This is a genomic window from Actinomadura sp. NPDC047616 (assembly GCF_040642915.1).
GTDB lineage: Bacteria > Actinomycetota > Actinomycetes > Streptosporangiales > Streptosporangiaceae > Spirillospora > Spirillospora miaoliensis.
In genome coordinates, this window is sequence record NZ_JBEYTB010000014.1 from 114,539 (window position 1) to 130,038 (window position 15,500).

The 15,500-nt window shown below is 73.1% G+C and carries 18 protein-coding genes; 13 read left to right on the forward strand and 5 right to left on the reverse strand.

What is annotated here, in order from left to right:
- The 5 genes from ABZ801_RS29690 to ABZ801_RS29710 all read right to left on the reverse strand — a co-directional run bounded on the left by ABZ801_RS29690 (position 1) and on the right by ABZ801_RS29710 (position 3,457).
- The gene (locus ABZ801_RS29690; protein ID WP_360703926.1) at positions 1–132 is read right to left on the reverse strand and encodes a hypothetical protein; all 132 of its coding nucleotides are present in this window, start codon (positions 130–132) and stop codon (positions 1–3) included.
- Positions 133–317: 185 nt separating this feature from the next.
- Complete coding sequence (locus ABZ801_RS29695) at positions 318–605, reverse strand: Fe-S cluster assembly protein HesB (RefSeq protein ID WP_344954619.1); 288 nt, start codon at positions 603–605, stop codon at positions 318–320.
- 122 nt (positions 606–727) lie between these two features.
- Positions 728–1,684: an LLM class F420-dependent oxidoreductase gene (locus tag ABZ801_RS29700; protein WP_360703929.1), complete on the reverse strand. Its 957-nt coding sequence runs from the start codon at positions 1,682–1,684 to the stop codon at positions 728–730.
- Between the two features lie 39 nt (positions 1,685–1,723).
- Complete coding sequence (locus ABZ801_RS29705; protein ID WP_360703932.1) at positions 1,724–2,491, reverse strand: SDR family oxidoreductase; 768 nt, start codon at positions 2,489–2,491, stop codon at positions 1,724–1,726.
- Between the two features lie 93 nt (positions 2,492–2,584).
- The gene (locus tag ABZ801_RS29710; protein WP_360703935.1) at positions 2,585–3,457 is read right to left on the reverse strand and encodes a LysR family transcriptional regulator; all 873 of its coding nucleotides are present in this window, start codon (positions 3,455–3,457) and stop codon (positions 2,585–2,587) included.
- Positions 3,458–3,536: 79 nt separating this feature from the next.
- Between ABZ801_RS29710 and ABZ801_RS29715 the strand changes: the two genes are divergently transcribed.
- The 13 genes from ABZ801_RS29715 (at position 3,537) to ABZ801_RS29775 (ending at position 15,469) form a co-directional block, all read left to right on the forward strand.
- Positions 3,537–4,775 (forward strand): MFS transporter, encoded by a 1,239-nt coding sequence (locus ABZ801_RS29715; protein ID WP_360703937.1) that lies wholly within the window; start codon positions 3,537–3,539, stop codon positions 4,773–4,775.
- Positions 4,772–5,239 (forward strand): OB-fold domain-containing protein, encoded by a 468-nt coding sequence (locus ABZ801_RS29720; protein WP_360703940.1) that lies wholly within the window; start codon positions 4,772–4,774, stop codon positions 5,237–5,239. Before ABZ801_RS29715 ends, ABZ801_RS29720 begins: the two co-directional genes overlap by 4 nt.
- On the forward strand, positions 5,236–6,426 hold the full coding sequence (locus tag ABZ801_RS29725; protein WP_360703943.1) for a lipid-transfer protein: 1,191 nt from the start codon (positions 5,236–5,238) through the stop codon (positions 6,424–6,426). Before ABZ801_RS29720 ends, ABZ801_RS29725 begins: the two co-directional genes overlap by 4 nt.
- Positions 6,427–6,517: 91 nt before the next feature.
- Complete coding sequence (locus ABZ801_RS29730; RefSeq protein ID WP_360703946.1) at positions 6,518–7,192, forward strand: TetR/AcrR family transcriptional regulator; 675 nt, start codon at positions 6,518–6,520, stop codon at positions 7,190–7,192.
- Positions 7,193–7,302: 110 nt separating this feature from the next.
- Complete coding sequence (locus ABZ801_RS29735) at positions 7,303–7,767, forward strand: PPOX class F420-dependent oxidoreductase (RefSeq protein ID WP_360703949.1); 465 nt, start codon at positions 7,303–7,305, stop codon at positions 7,765–7,767.
- A gap of 378 nt (positions 7,768–8,145) precedes the next feature.
- Positions 8,146–8,838, forward strand: a complete 693-nt coding sequence (locus ABZ801_RS29740; RefSeq protein ID WP_360703952.1) for a hypothetical protein — start codon at positions 8,146–8,148, stop codon at positions 8,836–8,838.
- Between the two features lie 161 nt (positions 8,839–8,999).
- Entirely contained in the window at positions 9,000–9,770 is a 771-nt protein-coding gene (locus tag ABZ801_RS29745; RefSeq protein WP_360703955.1) for a hypothetical protein, read from the forward strand.
- 112 nt (positions 9,771–9,882) lie between these two features.
- A complete protein-coding gene (locus ABZ801_RS29750) occupies positions 9,883–10,767 on the forward strand; it encodes a hypothetical protein (RefSeq protein WP_360703958.1) in 885 nt (294 codons plus the stop codon).
- Positions 10,768–10,887: 120 nt separating this feature from the next.
- The gene (locus tag ABZ801_RS29755; RefSeq protein WP_360703960.1) at positions 10,888–11,352 is read left to right on the forward strand and encodes a hypothetical protein; all 465 of its coding nucleotides are present in this window, start codon (positions 10,888–10,890) and stop codon (positions 11,350–11,352) included.
- A gap of 258 nt (positions 11,353–11,610) precedes the next feature.
- Positions 11,611–11,769 carry a hypothetical protein gene (locus ABZ801_RS29760; RefSeq protein WP_360703963.1) on the forward strand — a complete coding sequence of 53 codons (159 nt, stop codon included), beginning with the start codon at positions 11,611–11,613 and terminating at the stop codon, positions 11,767–11,769.
- 30 nt (positions 11,770–11,799) lie between these two features.
- A complete protein-coding gene (locus ABZ801_RS29765) occupies positions 11,800–12,447 on the forward strand; it encodes a Uma2 family endonuclease (protein ID WP_360703966.1) in 648 nt (215 codons plus the stop codon).
- Positions 12,448–12,620: 173 nt separating this feature from the next.
- Complete coding sequence (locus ABZ801_RS29770) at positions 12,621–13,313, forward strand: ATP-binding cassette domain-containing protein (RefSeq protein ID WP_360703969.1); 693 nt, start codon at positions 12,621–12,623, stop codon at positions 13,311–13,313.
- Positions 13,310–15,469 carry a YhgE/Pip domain-containing protein gene (locus ABZ801_RS29775; protein ID WP_360703972.1) on the forward strand — a complete coding sequence of 720 codons (2,160 nt, stop codon included), beginning with the start codon at positions 13,310–13,312 and terminating at the stop codon, positions 15,467–15,469. The genes ABZ801_RS29770 and ABZ801_RS29775 overlap by 4 nt, the downstream gene beginning before the upstream one ends.
- Positions 15,470–15,500 lie beyond the last annotated feature (31 nt).

Sequence of the window (15,500 nt, forward strand, 5' to 3'; positions counted from 1 at the left end):
TCAGGTGAGGGCGACGACGAACGCGCCGATCGCCAGCCCGAACGCGACCAAGGTGAGCAGGAGGAACGCGGCGATGACCGCGCAGGCCAGGCCGCGCGGCTGGTCGCGCCACGACGACCTGTTCCGGCTCACCCGGCCAGTGTCGCAGAAGAACGCACAAGAGGGCGGAAGACAGACGCCGGGGCGCCGTCCGGCCGTGACCGGACCGGCGCCCCGGCGTGCACTCCGCCGGTTTCCTGGTCGAGCGGGGTGGGACCAGGACGACGCGCCGCCGCACCACCGACGGCGTCCCCGGCGGGCCCCCTGGGACGGAGTGGTCAGGCGGAGGCCTGGGCGAGGGTGAACGCCACCTCGCCCTGCGCGTCCACCTGCGCGTCCAGGGTCTTGTCGTCCAGCAGCTGCGCCACGTCGGGTTCCAGGTAGACCCGGGCGCCCTCCTCCTCGACGATCTGGTCGCCCTCCTCGGGGGCGGGCGCGACGGACAGGCGCAGGGCGTCCGAGCCGTCGACACCGGACTCGATGCGGATCCCGGTTTCCGGCGGCAGTTCGGGGTCGGCGGTCACGGTGCGGATGACCTGGACGGCCCCACTGGTCAGCGTGAGCACGATGGGCTCCTCACGTCTCGTTTTCTGGCCAGGCAGGTCGGCGGGACAGGCCCCGCGAACCTGTTCGCCCCACCCTCCCCGGTCACCCGCCGCCGTAAACGTCGCCCCGCCGAAATATCCGGTCAGGCGCCGGGGGCCAGCGCGCGCGCCGCCTCGGCGGGCGACAGCCCGCCGCCGGGGACGACCGCCACGATGGGCGTGGTGAGCCCGTTGTCGACGTACTCGCGGATCCGCTCGCGGCACGCCTCGGGCGGGCCGTGCACGATCAGGTCGTCCACCACCTCGTCCGGGATCAGCTCCAGGGCCTTCTTGCGGTCGCCCGCCGCCCACGCCTCGTTCATGGGCGCCAGGGCCTCGCCGCGTCCCAGCCACTCGTGGAACGCCCGGTAGACCGGGACGGTCATGTACGCGGCGATCATCCAGCGGCCGACGCTCCGGGCCTCGTCGGCGTCGGCGGTGGGGCAGACGAACAGCCGGGCGATCAGCTCCGGCTCGTCGCCGAGCACGCCGCGCACCGTCCGCACGTCCTTGGGCGCCAGCCAGTTGGTGATGGCGCCGTCGGCCTCGCGGGCGGCCAGCCGCAGCATGCCGGGACGCAGCGCGGCCAGCACGATCGGCGGCGGGGTGCCGGGGGCCTTCTCCAGCCGGAAACCCCTGACGGAGAACGTGGCGTAGTCCTCGGTGACCTTCTCCCCCGCCAGCGCGCGGCGCAGGAAGCGCAGCGTGTCGCGGACCCGCTTGTACGGCTCGTCGAACGCGATGCCGTTCCAGCGGTGCACGATCGCCTCGGACGAGGTGCCGATGCCCAGCACGAACCGTCCGGGCGCCAGGTCGGCGAGGGTGGCGGCGTGCTGGGCCAGCAGCGCGGGGCCGCGCGTGTAGGCCGGCACGATCGCCGGGCCCAGGCGCAGCCGCGGCGCCCACTGCGAGGCCAGCGCCAGCGGGGTGAACGCGTCGGCTCCGTTGGTCTCGGCGGACCAGGCGTCGGTGTAGCCGAGGTCGGCGAGCCCGGCGACGATCTCGCGGTGCTCGGCCAGCGGCACCCCGGTCATCGGGATGGTCAGGCCCCAGCGGGACATGCGCGTCTCCTTTCCGGCGGTTCCGGAGTGTCGGCGGGGTCAGGCGATGGAGGGGCGGATGCTGGACCCGCCGTCGACGACGATGGTCTGGCCGGTCATCCAGGAGGCGGCGTCGCCCGCCAGGAACACCGCGGCGCTGGCGATGTCCTCGGGCTCGCCGATCCGGCCGAGCGGCATGTACTTGCTGATCTGCTCCTCGTTGTTCTCCCACAGCGCGCGCGCCAGATGCGTCTTGACCAGGCCGGGCGCGATGCAGTTGACCCGAACCTTCGGCGCCAGCTCCATGGCGAACTGCCGGCTGAGGTGGATCACGGCGGCCTTGGTGGCGTTGTAGTAGCCGATGCCGTGCTCGGTGACCAGGCCGCCGACCGAGGCGATGTTGACGATCGCCCCGCCGCGCGCGCTCATCGACCGCTTCCAGACCAGGCCGGTCCACTGGACGATCGAGAACTGGTTGACCTGCACGGTCTTGTCGGCGCGGGCCTGGTCGATGTCGACCATGGGGCCGAAGTAGGGGTTGGTGCCGGCGTTGTTGACCAGCACGTCCACGGCGCCGAACTCGGCGACGGCCGCGTCGACGCAGGCGGCGGCCTGGTCGGCGTCGCCCACGTGCGCGGCCTTGGCCAGCACGCCCACGCCGGGGTGCGCCGCCCTGATCTCCTCGGCCACCGCGTCCAGCGCGTCCTGCTTGCGCGAGGACAGCACGACGTTGGCGCCCTCGGCGGCCAGCGCGGTCGCGATGGCCTTGCCGATGCCCCGGGACGCCCCGGTGACCAGCGCGGTCTTTCCCTCCAGTCCGGTCCGCATGCGCACTCCTCGTTGCTCGGTGACGGACGATCGCCGTAGCGGCCGAATCCGACTCGGTTTCCTGTCACTGTAGCGAAGTGACTGACGAGTCAGTTAGCCCCGGGGATCGTCCAGGACGAAACGGCGGAACCGCTCCACGACGGGCGGACGGGTCCGCGCCGCCGCCCACGTCAGCCCGATCGTGCGCGTCGCCCCCGGGTCGTCCAGCGGCACGTGCCGCACGCCGGGCGGATCGTCGGCGGGCGGCACGATCGCCACGCCGAGCCCCGCCGCGACCAGCCCCCGCACCGTTCCCAGCTCCTCCGCCTCGACCACGATCTCCGGGCGGATCCCGGCCTCGGCGAACAGCTCCTCGGAGATCGTGCGCAGCCCGGCGCCGCGCCGGAGGCCGACCAGCGGCTCGTCCCCCACGTCGGCGACCCGTACCCGCCGCCGCCGGGCCAGCCGGTGCGTCGCGGGCACGGCCAGCCGCAGCCGTTCGGTCACCAGGGGGCCCCATTCGAGTTCGGGGTCGTCGGGACGCGGGCTGGTGATGCCCAGGTCGGAGCGTCCCTCCCGGACGGCGGCGGCCACGAGACCGGCCCGGTCCTGGTGCAGCCGGAACGACACCCCCGGGTGACGCTCGCGGAAACGGCGGATCAGGTCGGGGACGAACGACGGCCCCTGGGTGTGCAGGAACGCCAGCGACACCTCGCCGCGGTCCGGATCGGCGGCCTGCGCCAGGGCGCGCCGCGCGGCCTCCTCCTCGGCCACCAGCCGCCGCGCGTGCTCGGCGAACACCTCCCCGTACCGGCTCAGCACGACGGTGCGGCCCACGCGGTCGAACAGCGGCACGCGCAGCTCGCGCTCCAGGCGGGCGATGGCCCGCGACAACCCCGGCTGGGAGACGCGCAGCTCGGCGGCCGCGTTCGTCACGTGCCCGTGGTCGGCGACGGCCAGGAACCAGCGAACGGTCGTCAGATCCACCCTTCATGCATACCGCGCATGAATTGACGTGCAAAGGCTCATTGGACGCATCACCGCCGGTCGTCCCACCCTTGAAGGGATGTCTGTTTCCAGCGCCGCCCCCGCCGACCCCGCCCCCGCTCATCCAGCCACCGCCGAACGTCACCGGCTGGGCACGCCGGGCCTGCGCCGCGTCAACCTCGCGCTGTTCGCCGCCGGACTGTCGACGTTCATGTCGCTGTACTGCGTCCAGGCACTGCTTCCGGACATGTCGCGCGACTTCGGCGTCTCCCCCAGCCGGGCCAGCCTGCTGGTGTCCCTGGCCACGGGCGCGGTCGCGGTCGCGGTCATCCCGGTCAGCTCGCTGTCGGAACGCTTCGGCCGCACCCGCGTCATGCTGGTGTCGTCGGTGGCCGCGACCGTGGTGGGACTGCTGCTGCCGCTGTGCCCGACGTTCGGCGCGCTGGCCGCCGTACGCGCCGTCCAGGGCGTCGCGCTGGCGGGCGTCCCGGCGGTCGCGATGGCCTACCTCGCCGACGAGGTCGACCCGGGGTCGCTGGGCGGGGCGATGGGCCGGTACATCGCCGGCACGTCCCTCGGCGGGCTGCTCGGCCGGGTGATCCCCGGCACGCTCACCGACGCGGTCGGCTGGCGGTGGGCGGTGGCGGCCGTCGCGCTGGTCGTGCTGGCGTCCACCGTGCTGTTCTGGGCGCTGCTGCCGCCGTCGCGGTTCTTCCGCCCGTCCCGCATCGAGCACCGCGCCCTGCTCGGTCACCTGGCCAACCGGGACCTGCGCGGGCTCTACCTGATCGCGCTGGTGCTGATGGCGGGCATGGTGACCGTCTACAACTTCCTCACCTACCGGCTGCTGGCCGCCCCGTTCCACCTGCCGCAGGCGGTCGTCGGGCTGATCTCCGTCATGTACGTCGGCGGGTCGATCGGCTCGGCGCGGGCCGGCGGCCTGGCCGACCGGGTCGGGCGCCGTCCCGTGCTGCTCGGGGCGCTGCTGATGACGGCGGCCGGGCTGGCGCTGACGCTGCCGTCGTCCCTGCCGCTGGTCGGCGCCGGCCTGCTGGTGTTCACCGTCGGGTTCTTCGCGGCGCACTCGGTGGCCAGCGGATGGGTCGGCGCCCGCGCCACGACGGCCCGCGCCCAGGCGTCCGCCCTGTACCTGTGCGCGTACTACCTGGGCAGCAGCGTCGGCGGCACGGCCGGCGGGCTGGCCTACGAGCACTCGGGCTGGACGGGCACCGGCGTGTACGTCCTGGCGCTGGTGGCCGTCGCCCTGGCCGTCACCCTTGATTTGAACGGGCGCTTGCTTGTTAAGCTTCGGCGGTGAGCACTGAACAACGGCGTCCGGCCGTCGAGGGCTGGTTCACCACCGCGGACGCGCCGGACGGGCGGGGCGTCCGGCTGCTCGGCACCCGGTGCACCGCCTGCGGCACCCCCTACTTCCCGCGCAACGACCTGGCCTGCCGCAACCCCGGCTGCGCCGGCCCCAAGGACGGCTCGGAGCTGGAGGAGCACGCGCTGTCGCCGCGCGGGCGGATCTGGTCCTACACCGACGCCCGCTACAAGCCCCCGCCCCCGTACGTCGCGGCCGACCCGTTCCGCCCGTTCGCCATCGCCGCCGTGGAACTGGAGGCCGAACAGATGGTCGTGCTCGGCCAGGTCGTCCCGGACGTCGCGACGGAGGACCTGGCGGTCGGCATGGAGGTCGAGCTCACCGAGGGCGTCCTGTACGAGGACGACGAGACGCAGTACACCGTCTGGATGTGGCGGCCGAGCGGGAGGCGGGCATGAGCGCCGACGTCGCCGTCCTCGGGGCGGGCATGCACCCCTGGGGCAAGTGGGGCCGCGACTTCGTCGAGTACGGCCTGTCCGCGGCGCGCGCGGCGCTCGCCGACGCCGGGCTGGCCTGGCCGGAGGTCCAGTACGTGGCCGGGGCCGACACCATCCGCAACGGCTACCCCGGCTTCGTCGCGGGCGCCACCTTCGCCCAGGCGCTCGGCTGGTCGGGCGCGCGCGTCTCCAGCTCGTACGCGGCGTGCGCGTCCGGCGCCCAGGCGATCAACGCCGCCCGCGCGCAGATCCTCGCCGGCCTGTGCGACGTGGCGCTCGTCGTCGGCGCCGACGCCGCCCCCAAGGGCTTCTTCCGGCCGGTCGGCGGCGACCGTCCCGACGACCCCGACTGGCTGCGCTTCCGCCTGCTCGGCGCGTCCAACCCGGTGTACTTCGCCCTGTACGCCCGGCGCCGGATGGCCGTGCACGGCGCCACGCCCGACGACTTCGCCGCCGTCAAGGTCAAGAACGCCCGGCACGGGCTCGCCAACCCCAACGCCCGCTACCGCAAGGAGGTGACCGCCGAGGAGGTCGCGGCCTCCCCCGTGGTCGCCGACCCGCTGCGCCTGCTGGACATCTGCGCCACCAGCGACGGCGGCGCCGCCCTCGTGCTGTCCTCGATGGACTTCGCGCGCTCGCGCGGCGTCACGTCCCCCGTGCGGATCAGCGGCCTGTCGACGGTGACGCCGACCTTCCCCAAGACGGTGCCGGACCTGCCCGACTTCGCCACCGACTCGGCCCTGGCCGTCCCGCCGCCGGACCGGCCCTTCCGCGCGTCCATCGCCCACGCCGCCTACGTGGAGGCGGGCGTCGGCCCCGAGGACCTGTCGCTGGCCGAGGTGTACGACCTGTCCACGGCGCTGGAGCTGGACTGGTACGAGGACATCGGCCTGTGCGAGCCCGGCGGCGCCGAGCACCTGCTGCGCTCGGGCGCCACCGCGCTGGGCGGCCGGGTGCCCGTCAACCCGTCCGGCGGGCTGGCGTGCTTCGGCGAGGCCGTCCCGGCGCAGGCCATCGCGCAGGTGTGCGAGCTGACCTGGCAGCTGCGCGGCCGCGCCGACGGCCGCCAGGTGGACGACGCCCGCGTGGGACTGGCCGTCAACCAGGGCCTGTTCGGACACGGCTCGGCCATCATCACCGTCCGCTGAGCCCCGCCGCGGCCCGGCCGACGCCGGCCCGCCGTCCCGCCGGGCGTGAGAAGATCGCCGGACAGGGCCGGTGCGGGGCGTCGGGGGAGACATGACCGAGGCAGAGGGCGGTGCCGGGCGGGCGCGGGACCTGGCCAGGCTGCCCTCCGGACGGCACCGCCTGTCCCGCGACTTCGTCGCCCAGCACCAGACGGCCCGCATCGTCGCGGCCGTCATCGAGGTCACCGGAACGGCCGGCTACGCACAACTCACCGTCAATTCCATCATCGCCCGCGCCGGAGTTTCCCGGGCCACTTTCTACGTCCATTTCAAGAACAAGGAAGACGCCTTTCTCCGCGCTTATGACGCGACCGTGGAACGGCTGATGGAACACGTCACCCACGCCTACCAGGGCGAGACGGACGCCGACGGCAGGCTGCGCGCGGGCCTGGCCGCCTTCCTGGAGTTCCTGGCCGCCGAACCGCTGGCCGCCCGCACCTGCATCGTGGAGTGCCTGGCCGCCGGCCCGGCCGCGGCGGCCCGCCGGGACGCCGCCAAGCAGGCGTTCGCCCAGGTGGTGGTGGACAACATGCGGGAGCTGTTCCCCCACTACCCCGAGCCGGAGCTCATGGCCGAGACGATCGTCGGCGGCATCTACGAGGTCGCCTACACCCGCATCCGCCGCGGCGAGACCGCCGAACTCCCCCGCCTGCTCACCGGCCTGCTGGCCGCCTTCGCCGTCCCCGACCCCGACCGCTGGGGGCCCGGCGCGACCCCCGCCCCGTGACCCGCGTCCTCGAAGGACACGAGGCCGGCGGCATCCCCCTTCGGCCGGACGGGCACACAGTCCGCGCATGCCAACATGAGGCGGACATTCGACTGGAATGGGGGCTCGAAATGGCTCAGATCGCAACCAACACGACCGTTGATCTGGACGAGTTGCTGGACTTCGTGCGGCCCCGGCACCGGGCGATCCTCCTGACGTCCCGCGGCGAGGGCGGCGTCCAGGGCTCTCCGGTGACGTGCGGCGTCGACGACTCCGGACGCATCGTCGTCTCCACCTACCCCGAGCGCGCCAAGACCCGCAACGCCCGGCGGAACCCGAAGGTGAGCCTGATCGTGCTGAGCGACGACTGGAACGGCCCCTGGGTGCAGGTGGACGGTTCGGCTGAGGTCATCGACACTCCGGACTCCGTGGAACCGCTGGTCGAGTACTACCGCAACATCGCGGGCGAGCACCCGGACTGGGACGAGTACCGCGCCGCGATGATCAAGCAGGGCAAGTCCATCATCCGCGTCACCCCCGAACGGTGGGGCCCGGTCGCGACCGGCGGCTTCCCCGCCCGCCTCGCCGAGGGGTAACCGTCCGTCCGCAAAGCGCCCCGCGCGCGCGGGCGGGGAGGGGCGGGGTGGGGGGTGGCCGCTTGCGGACAGGCCGGGCACGCGGCGGAGAGAGCAGGCGTGCCCGAAATCGGGCGTGACGAAGGCCACATCAACCTGCGGCGCCATACGGAACGTGACCTGGTTCACGCCGGACCGTCACCGATAACGCCCGGCCACGAATCCGGATTACTGCCCGAACAAATGGAGCCGCGAACTTACCGGCCAGTAGGGACCGCTTGATAAACACCATCATTCATGATTCTGTCCCAATGCCCCCGATCACCGGGACGGCCGGGGCCCAGACCGTTCCGGAGGTCGTTCTCGTCCCCCATTCCGTCAGCCCGAAGTGAGGCAGGAATGAAAAAGTTCGGCAGACTCGCTCTCCCCACCCTGGGCGCCTCGGCGCTCGTGATCGCGTCCGCCACCGCCGCGCTCGCGTCCGCGACGATCACCACCGCCGACGGCACCCCCTACAGCGGTGACGTGCGCGCCACCAACCTCGGCAACGTCACCCTGACCGGTGTCAGCGCGCTCGGCTCGATCGTCACCACCTGCACCAGCGGCACCCTCGACGCCTACACCAACTCCAACGGCACCGGCGGCTCGCTCAAGACCGTCAACCTGTCCGGCTGCACCAACAACCGGGGCGGCACCACCACGATCACCGCCATCGGCCTGCCCTACACCGGCGGGCAGGTGGACTACGCCCCCGTCTCGGGCGGCCGGGACTCGACGCTGACCATCTTCGCGCCGAACCCCAACGTCCACATCCAGGCCGTGCTGACCCTGCCCACCCTGGGCATCCCGTCGCTGACCTGCCACTACGGCCTGACCACGTCCACCCCCCTGGTGCTGGACCTGTTCAACCGGAACAACCCCAACCGGCCCGTGATCACCAACACCCACGGCCAGGGCAAGCTCGCCGGCCAGTCGCTGCAGCGGCGGACCAGCCCGGCGCCCGACGCCCGCTGCCCCGCCTCGGTCTCCGCCAACGGCAACTTCCAGATCCTCGCGCACCCGAGCGGCGCGGACCTGCAGGTCGGCCCCTGACCGACCCCTCGCCCATCCCCGGGACGGACGCGGCACCCGTGACCGCGTCCCGCAACCGACGGGCCGCCCGCGCAGCGGACGTCCCGTGACGGACGGGCCGCCTCACCCCGAGGCGGCCCGTCCCCTCCCTTCCCTCCCACCCCGAGTCCCGTGGAGCACGCATGAGATCACCCCTCCGGCGCCTGCTGGCGACGGCGTCCGGCCTGCTGCTCGGCGCCGGGCTGGCCGGCGGCGTCCTCGCCCCGCCCGCCGCGGCCGAGGACGTCCCCGACTTCAGCTTCGCCGCCTGCCCCGACCTGCCCGCGGGCGCCGACCCGAGCTTCTGGCTGTGCAACGTGGCGATCACCACCGGCGGCACGTTCCAGCTCGGCGGCCTCGACCAGAAGATCACCAAGCCGATCACCCTCACCTACGCCAACGGCTTCGACCCCGTCACCCTTGAGGAGAAGGTCGTCTTCGGCGGGTTCAAGGCCGACCGGATGCTGGTGCAGCCGGGCATCTTCGGCGACCCGTTCGTCACCGCCGTCTACGCCCAGCCGCGCTACGCCGGGTCGGTCGGGCTCAAGGACGGCAACCTCCAGCTCAACCTGAAGCTCGGCGTGATCAACCCGCTGCTCGGCGGCAACTGCTCGATCGGCACCGACGGCAACCCGATCAAGCTGAACCTCACCGTGGGCACCACCAACCCGCCGGCGCCCAACAAGCCGATCTCCGGTTCCCCGCCGGAGGTCGTCCAGGACGACCCGCCCGTGCTGAAGACGACCGTGGTCGACAACGCCTTCGCCGTGCCCGGAGCGAGCCAGTGCGGCGCGGGCGGATCGATGAACTGGGCGATCAACCTGTACGCGGGCCTGCCCGCGGCGGCGGGGCACAACGCGGCGATCTTCAACCAGTACGTCAGCTCCAAGCCGTACACCGAGCTGCGGCGCTGACACCCAGGTCTCCCCGCTGAACGCACCGGAACCGGCGCGGCCCGTCCGCGCCTGCGGCCCGCACGTCCCGGCTCCCCCCGGGCGTGCGGGCCACGACCCCCTTGGAGCACAGATGACAAGACCGTTCAACCGGCGGCGGGCCGCGGCGGCCGCAGCGGCCGCGATCACCGCGTCGGCGCTGGTGGCGACGGCGCCGCCCGCGAGCGCCGAGGCCGCGCCGATCCCGCCGGAGGTGAACCTGAACGACTGCCCCGCGCTCAGCGAGCTGCCCGAGGGCGCCGACCCGAACTTCTGGCTGTGCAGCGTCGTGGTGATCACCGGCGGTCGGCTCCAGTTCGGCAACATCGACCAGCAGATCGACAAGCCGCTCGCGCTCACCTACGCCAACGGCTTCGACCCGGTCACCCTGGAGCAGAAGTTCGTGTTCCGGCCGCTGAAGGGGGAGCCGCTGAAGGTGCCGGGCGGGGTGCTCGGCATCCCCGGCTCCGACGTGCTGCCGTTCCTGGAGCTGCACGCCCAGTCGCAGCTGGCCGGGGACCCGCAGGTCAGCCCGGAGGACGACCCCAACATCGCCTACCGGATGCGGTTGAAGATCAAGAACATCAACCCGCTGCTCGGCGACACCTGCTACGTCGGCTCCGACAAGGACCCGATCACGCTGAACCTCACCTTCGGCACCACCAACCCGCCGGCGCCCAACAAGCCGATCACCGGCCGGGGCATCGAGCCGCACCCCGACGACCCGACCGTGTTCACCTCCACGGTGGTCGACAACGCCTTCAGCGTGCCGAAGTCGACGGGCTGCGGCCCGTGGGGGCTGCTCAACGGCATCGCCGACTTCCGCGCCGGACTGCCCGCCAAGGCGGGCACGAGCACCGCCGTCTTCGAGACGATGGCCAAGTTCCGCGGCTACAGCGAGACGTCGGCCTTCACCAGCCTGGCCAAGCTCCGCGCCGCCCAGTCCAAGATCGAGACGAAGGCCGAGCAGGCCCGCTGACGCGCTCCTCCTCCCCCGCGGTGCTCCCGTCGTCCCCTCCCCCCGGCGGGAGCACCGCCGCGCGCGATGAATTCCGGCCGCACGCGATGAGTTCCGACCGCGCCGATGGTCAGCATGGGCATGACGCACACGACCGCGCTCGCACGCCTCGAACCGCTCGTCGGCCGCTGGACGGTCCGGCCGGACGTCCCCGGCCTCGGCTCCGCCTGGACGGAGTTCACCTGGCAGGACGACGGCGCCTACCTGCGCCAGTACTCCGACATCGACGAGCTCCCGCCCACCGCGCCCCAGGCGTGGCGTGACAACGCCCCGTTCCCCACCACGACGCTCATCGGGCTGGACGACGCCACCGGCGAGTTCACCATGCTGTACGCCGACGGCCGCGGCGTCCACCGCGTCTACCAGATGACGTTCGCCGACGGAGTCTGGCGGATGTGGCGTGCGGCCCCTGGCTTCCACCAGCGCTTCACCGGCGAACTGAACCCGGCCGCCGACACGATCCACGCCCGCTGGGAGTCCTCCGAGGACGGCACGACCTGGACGTCCGACTTCACCGTCACCTACACCCGCACCGACCACGCCTGAACGTCCGCGCCCGGCCCGCCCGCCGTCCGGTTCAGGGGGCCGCCGCGAGAACCGCCCAGGCGGCCGCCGCCCCCTGCGCGGCGACGCCCGGAATGCCGGAGGGCCGATCTCCGGCGCGTCGATCGCGGCGATCTGGCGCCGCAACCGCCCGACGGGGTCCTCGCGCGGCGCCGCCCGCAGATCGGCGAGGAGGGCGTCGAAGTCCTCCCCGGCGCCCGCACGGCGACCGATCCGGAGACCGGGCTCGTCACGGCGCCGATGCTGGTGCAGGACCTGGACGACCGCGAACGCTGCGCCGACTACGGGGAGAGCGAGCTCCTGGAGGAGAACGTCGTCTCCCTTGGCGGGGCCGCACAGGTCGGCGACGCACTCGCCGATCAGTGGAGCGCCTCCGGCTCCTGCGCTGGCATACGATGAGCGGGCAGGCATCGACCAGGGGAGACGGCGTTGTCGGAATCGTCGCCATTTTTCGACTGGGCTTCACCGAAGACCTACGTCTTTCCCGTCGACATGGACGCGTACCTCTCCATGCCCGAGGAGATGGCCAAGCATGTCGAAATCCGGGATGGAATGATCATCCACTGCGAGGCGGCGTCTCCTAACCACAACGCGATCGCTCGCAATGTTGAAAGGGCGCTGCTCGACGGGGAGGCCAAGCGGCGCCACAAGGAGCCGTGTCTACGCGTCAACCGCGACGTCGACATGCTGGTGTCGGAGGTGCCGCTGCACTACAAGCGGCCGGACGTCATCGTCTACCGCTGTGTCAAAGAGCCACGAGGTCGATGGAAGAGAAAGCCGATGATCGGCGATACGCTGCTGGTCGTCGAAGTGGTCTCTCCCACGACGGTCACCGCCGACCTGATCGAAAAGCGCGCCGACTACGCACGGTTCGGCATACCGCACTACTGGATCATCCGGATGGCCGAAGACGACGGCCCGGCGGTCAGCATCGAGACACTGAAGCTCGCATCCGACGGGACGTATTCGTCGCACATCACCGACCGCGAGAGCGACAGTTTCGCCCCGGCGATCGACGCACTGGTCCCCTTCGCGGTCAGCGCTACATGGGAGCAACTCGACGAAGGCGTCGACTGACCGGCCGCTTCCCGTCGGCTGACCGATTCGTGCGAGGTGCCCGCCCAGCTCGCTGGGCGGGCGTTTTCGTGTCTCTGTGGCCGAGTTCACCGTGCGAGCGGGATGGGGCGGGCGACTTCCGGGGTTAAATTTGCACTGACTGGTCAGTCTAAAAACGCCGGAGGGGAGCCGTCATGACATCGGAGCCGACGGGCGGGCGCCCGGCCGGGGGGCTCGCCGTCGAGGCCAGGGGCCTGTCGGTGCGCGGGCCGCGCGGCTGGGTGTTCCGCGACGTGGACCTGAAGGTCCCGGCGGGCGGGCTGGCCGCCGTCGCGGGGGTCGCCGGCTCCGGTCGTACGTCCCTGTTGCTCACCCTCGGCGGGCGGATGAAACCCGCGTCGGGCACCGTCCTGCTCGACGGGCGGCGGCGCGGCCTTGGCGAGGTGCGGCGACGGGCGGCGCTGGGCGTGGTGCCGGGCGTCAACGAACTCGATCCCGCGCTGACCGTCCGCGAGCACGTGAGCGAGGCGCTCGACCTGCGGGAGGGGCTGCTGGGCCGGTGGCGCGGCCGGGAGGCGCGCATCCGGCGGGCGCTGGAGCGGGTGGACCTGGGCGTCGCGCCGCGCACGCTCGTGGCCGACCTGACGCCCGAGCAGACGCGGCTGCTCGGCGCCGCGCTCGCGCTGGTCGGCGAGCCGGGCCTGCTGCTGCTGGACGACGTCGACGAGGGGCTGCCGTTCGAGCGGCAGCGGGAGCTGTGGCGGCGGCTGCGCGCGCTCGCCGACTCCGGCGTCACGATCGTCGCGGCCTGCCATGACGCCGCGCCCGCCGAAGGACTGGCCGAGGTCGTGCGGCTTTCGGAGTCCCGTGAGGAGGCCCTGCGATGAGGTTGCCCGCCGTGTCGACGGCCGGGCTGGAGCTGCGGCGGTTCCAGCGGAACCGGCTGACCCGGATCGCCCTCGCGGCGCTGGTGCTGCTGCCGCTGCTGTACGCCGGCCTGTATCTGTGGTCCTTCTGGGACCCCTACGCGCGGTTGAGCCACGTGCCGGTCGCGCTGGTCGACGAGGACAGGCCCGCCAAGGCCGGGGACCGGACCGTCCACGCGGGCGCCGACCTGGCCGCCGAGCTCAAGAGGCGCCAGGTGTTCGACTGGCGGACCGTGGACGCGCGGGAGGCGCGCGAGGGCGTCCGGTCGGGCCGCTACTACATGGCGCTGACGATCCCGTCCGACTTCAGCGCGCGGATCGCCGCGCCGTCCGGCGACGGCACGCCCGCCGCCGCGGCGCTGCGGCTGCAGCTCAACGACGCCAACAACTACGTCATCGGCACGCTGGCGGAGTCGGCGTTCAAGGAGATCAGCGCGGCGGCGGGCGAGGACGCCACCCGCGGCTACCTCGACCAGATCTTCGTGTCGTTCGGGAAGCTGCACGGCGAGCTGGGCCGGGCGGCCGACGGGGCGGGCAGGCTCGCCGACGGCGCGGGCCAGGCCGAACAGGGCGCGGACAGGCTCGCCAAGGGCGCGCAGGAGGCCGAGCAGGGCGCCGGGAAGCTGAAGAACGGCATCGGCGAGGCGCGGTCGGGCAGCCGCCGGCTCACCTCGGGCCTGGACACGCTGCACGACGGCACCCAGCGGCTCGCGGAAGGGAACCGGCAGCTCAACGCGGGCGTGCAGCAGCTCGTCGCGCGGGTCGACCAGGCCGCTGACGTGGCCGTCCCGCTGCTGCGCGAGAACGCCCCCGAGATCCGGCGCGGCGCGCTGGCGGTGGCCGACGCCGCCGACGCCCTCGCCGACGCCGCCGACACGCTCCCCGCGCAGACCGGCCAGGCCGTGCGGCGCGCCGAGCGGGCGCAGGCCGACCTGGAGCGGACGCTTCGCGAGCACCCCGAGATCCCCGCGGACACCCGGCAGGAGCTGCGGCAGGCCGCCGGCGAGGTGGTGGCCGTGGCCCGGCAGGTCGACTCCTACGTCCGCGAGCACACCGGTGACCTGCGCAAGGTCGCCACACAGGCCAGGGCCGTGGAGCGCTCGGCACGCAAGATCGCCGCGGACGCGCCGGCGCTGGCCGACCGCATCGACAGGGCGCGGCGGGACGTGGACCGGCTCGGCAAGGGCGCGGCGCAGGCCGCGGCCGGAGCGGCACAGGTCAACGACGGCACGGGCCGGCTGCTGTCGGGCGCGTCCCAGCTGACCGGCGGGCTGGGCACGCTGTCGGGCGGCGCGGGCGAGCTGCAGTCGGGGCTGGGACGGTTGTCGGGCGGCGCGGTCGACCTGGGGACGGCGCTGGCGCAGATCTCCGACGGCAACCGCGAGCTGGCCGACGGCCTGCACGAGGGCGCCGGGCGGGTCCCGGCGTACGGGAAGGACGAGCGGCAGGCCCGCGCCGACATGATGAGCAGCCCGGTGCGCCTGGCCAGCACCAACGACAACAAGGTCGCCAACTACGGCACCGGTTTCGCGCCGTTCTTCGTGCCCCTCGCGCTGTGGGTGGGCGGCATGGTCGTCTACATGCTGCTGCGTCCGCTGAACCCGCGGGCGCTGGCGGGCACGGCGCCGGGGTGGCGGGTGGCGCTCGCCGGATGGCTGCCCGCCGTGACGATCGGGATCGGGCAGGTCGGCGTCGTGCTGGCGGTGCTGCACTTCGGCCTGGGGCTGCACGCGCGGCACTGGGTGGGCCTGGTGGCGTTCCTGTCGCTGGCCTCGGCGGCGTTCCTGGCCGTGATCCAGTGGGTGAACGCGCGGTTCGGCCCGGCGGGGCGCATCGTGGCGCTGGCGCTGCTGATGCTGCAGCTCACCTCGGCGGCGGGCACGTACCCGATCGAGACGAGCCCGGGGTTCTTCCAGGCGATCCAGCCGTATCTGCCGATGCCGTGGGCGGTGCGCGCCGTCCGGCACCTGATCGCGGGCGGCGACCCGGCCGCGGTGTGGCAGGGTGGTGCCGTGCTGGCGGCGTTCCTGGCCGGGGGGCTGGCGCTGACCGCCCTGGCCGCGCGGCACAACCGGGTGTGGACGGTCAAGCGGCTGCACCCCGCGCTGAAACTGTGACGCGCTGACGGACAGGCGGGAGCGAAGAGCG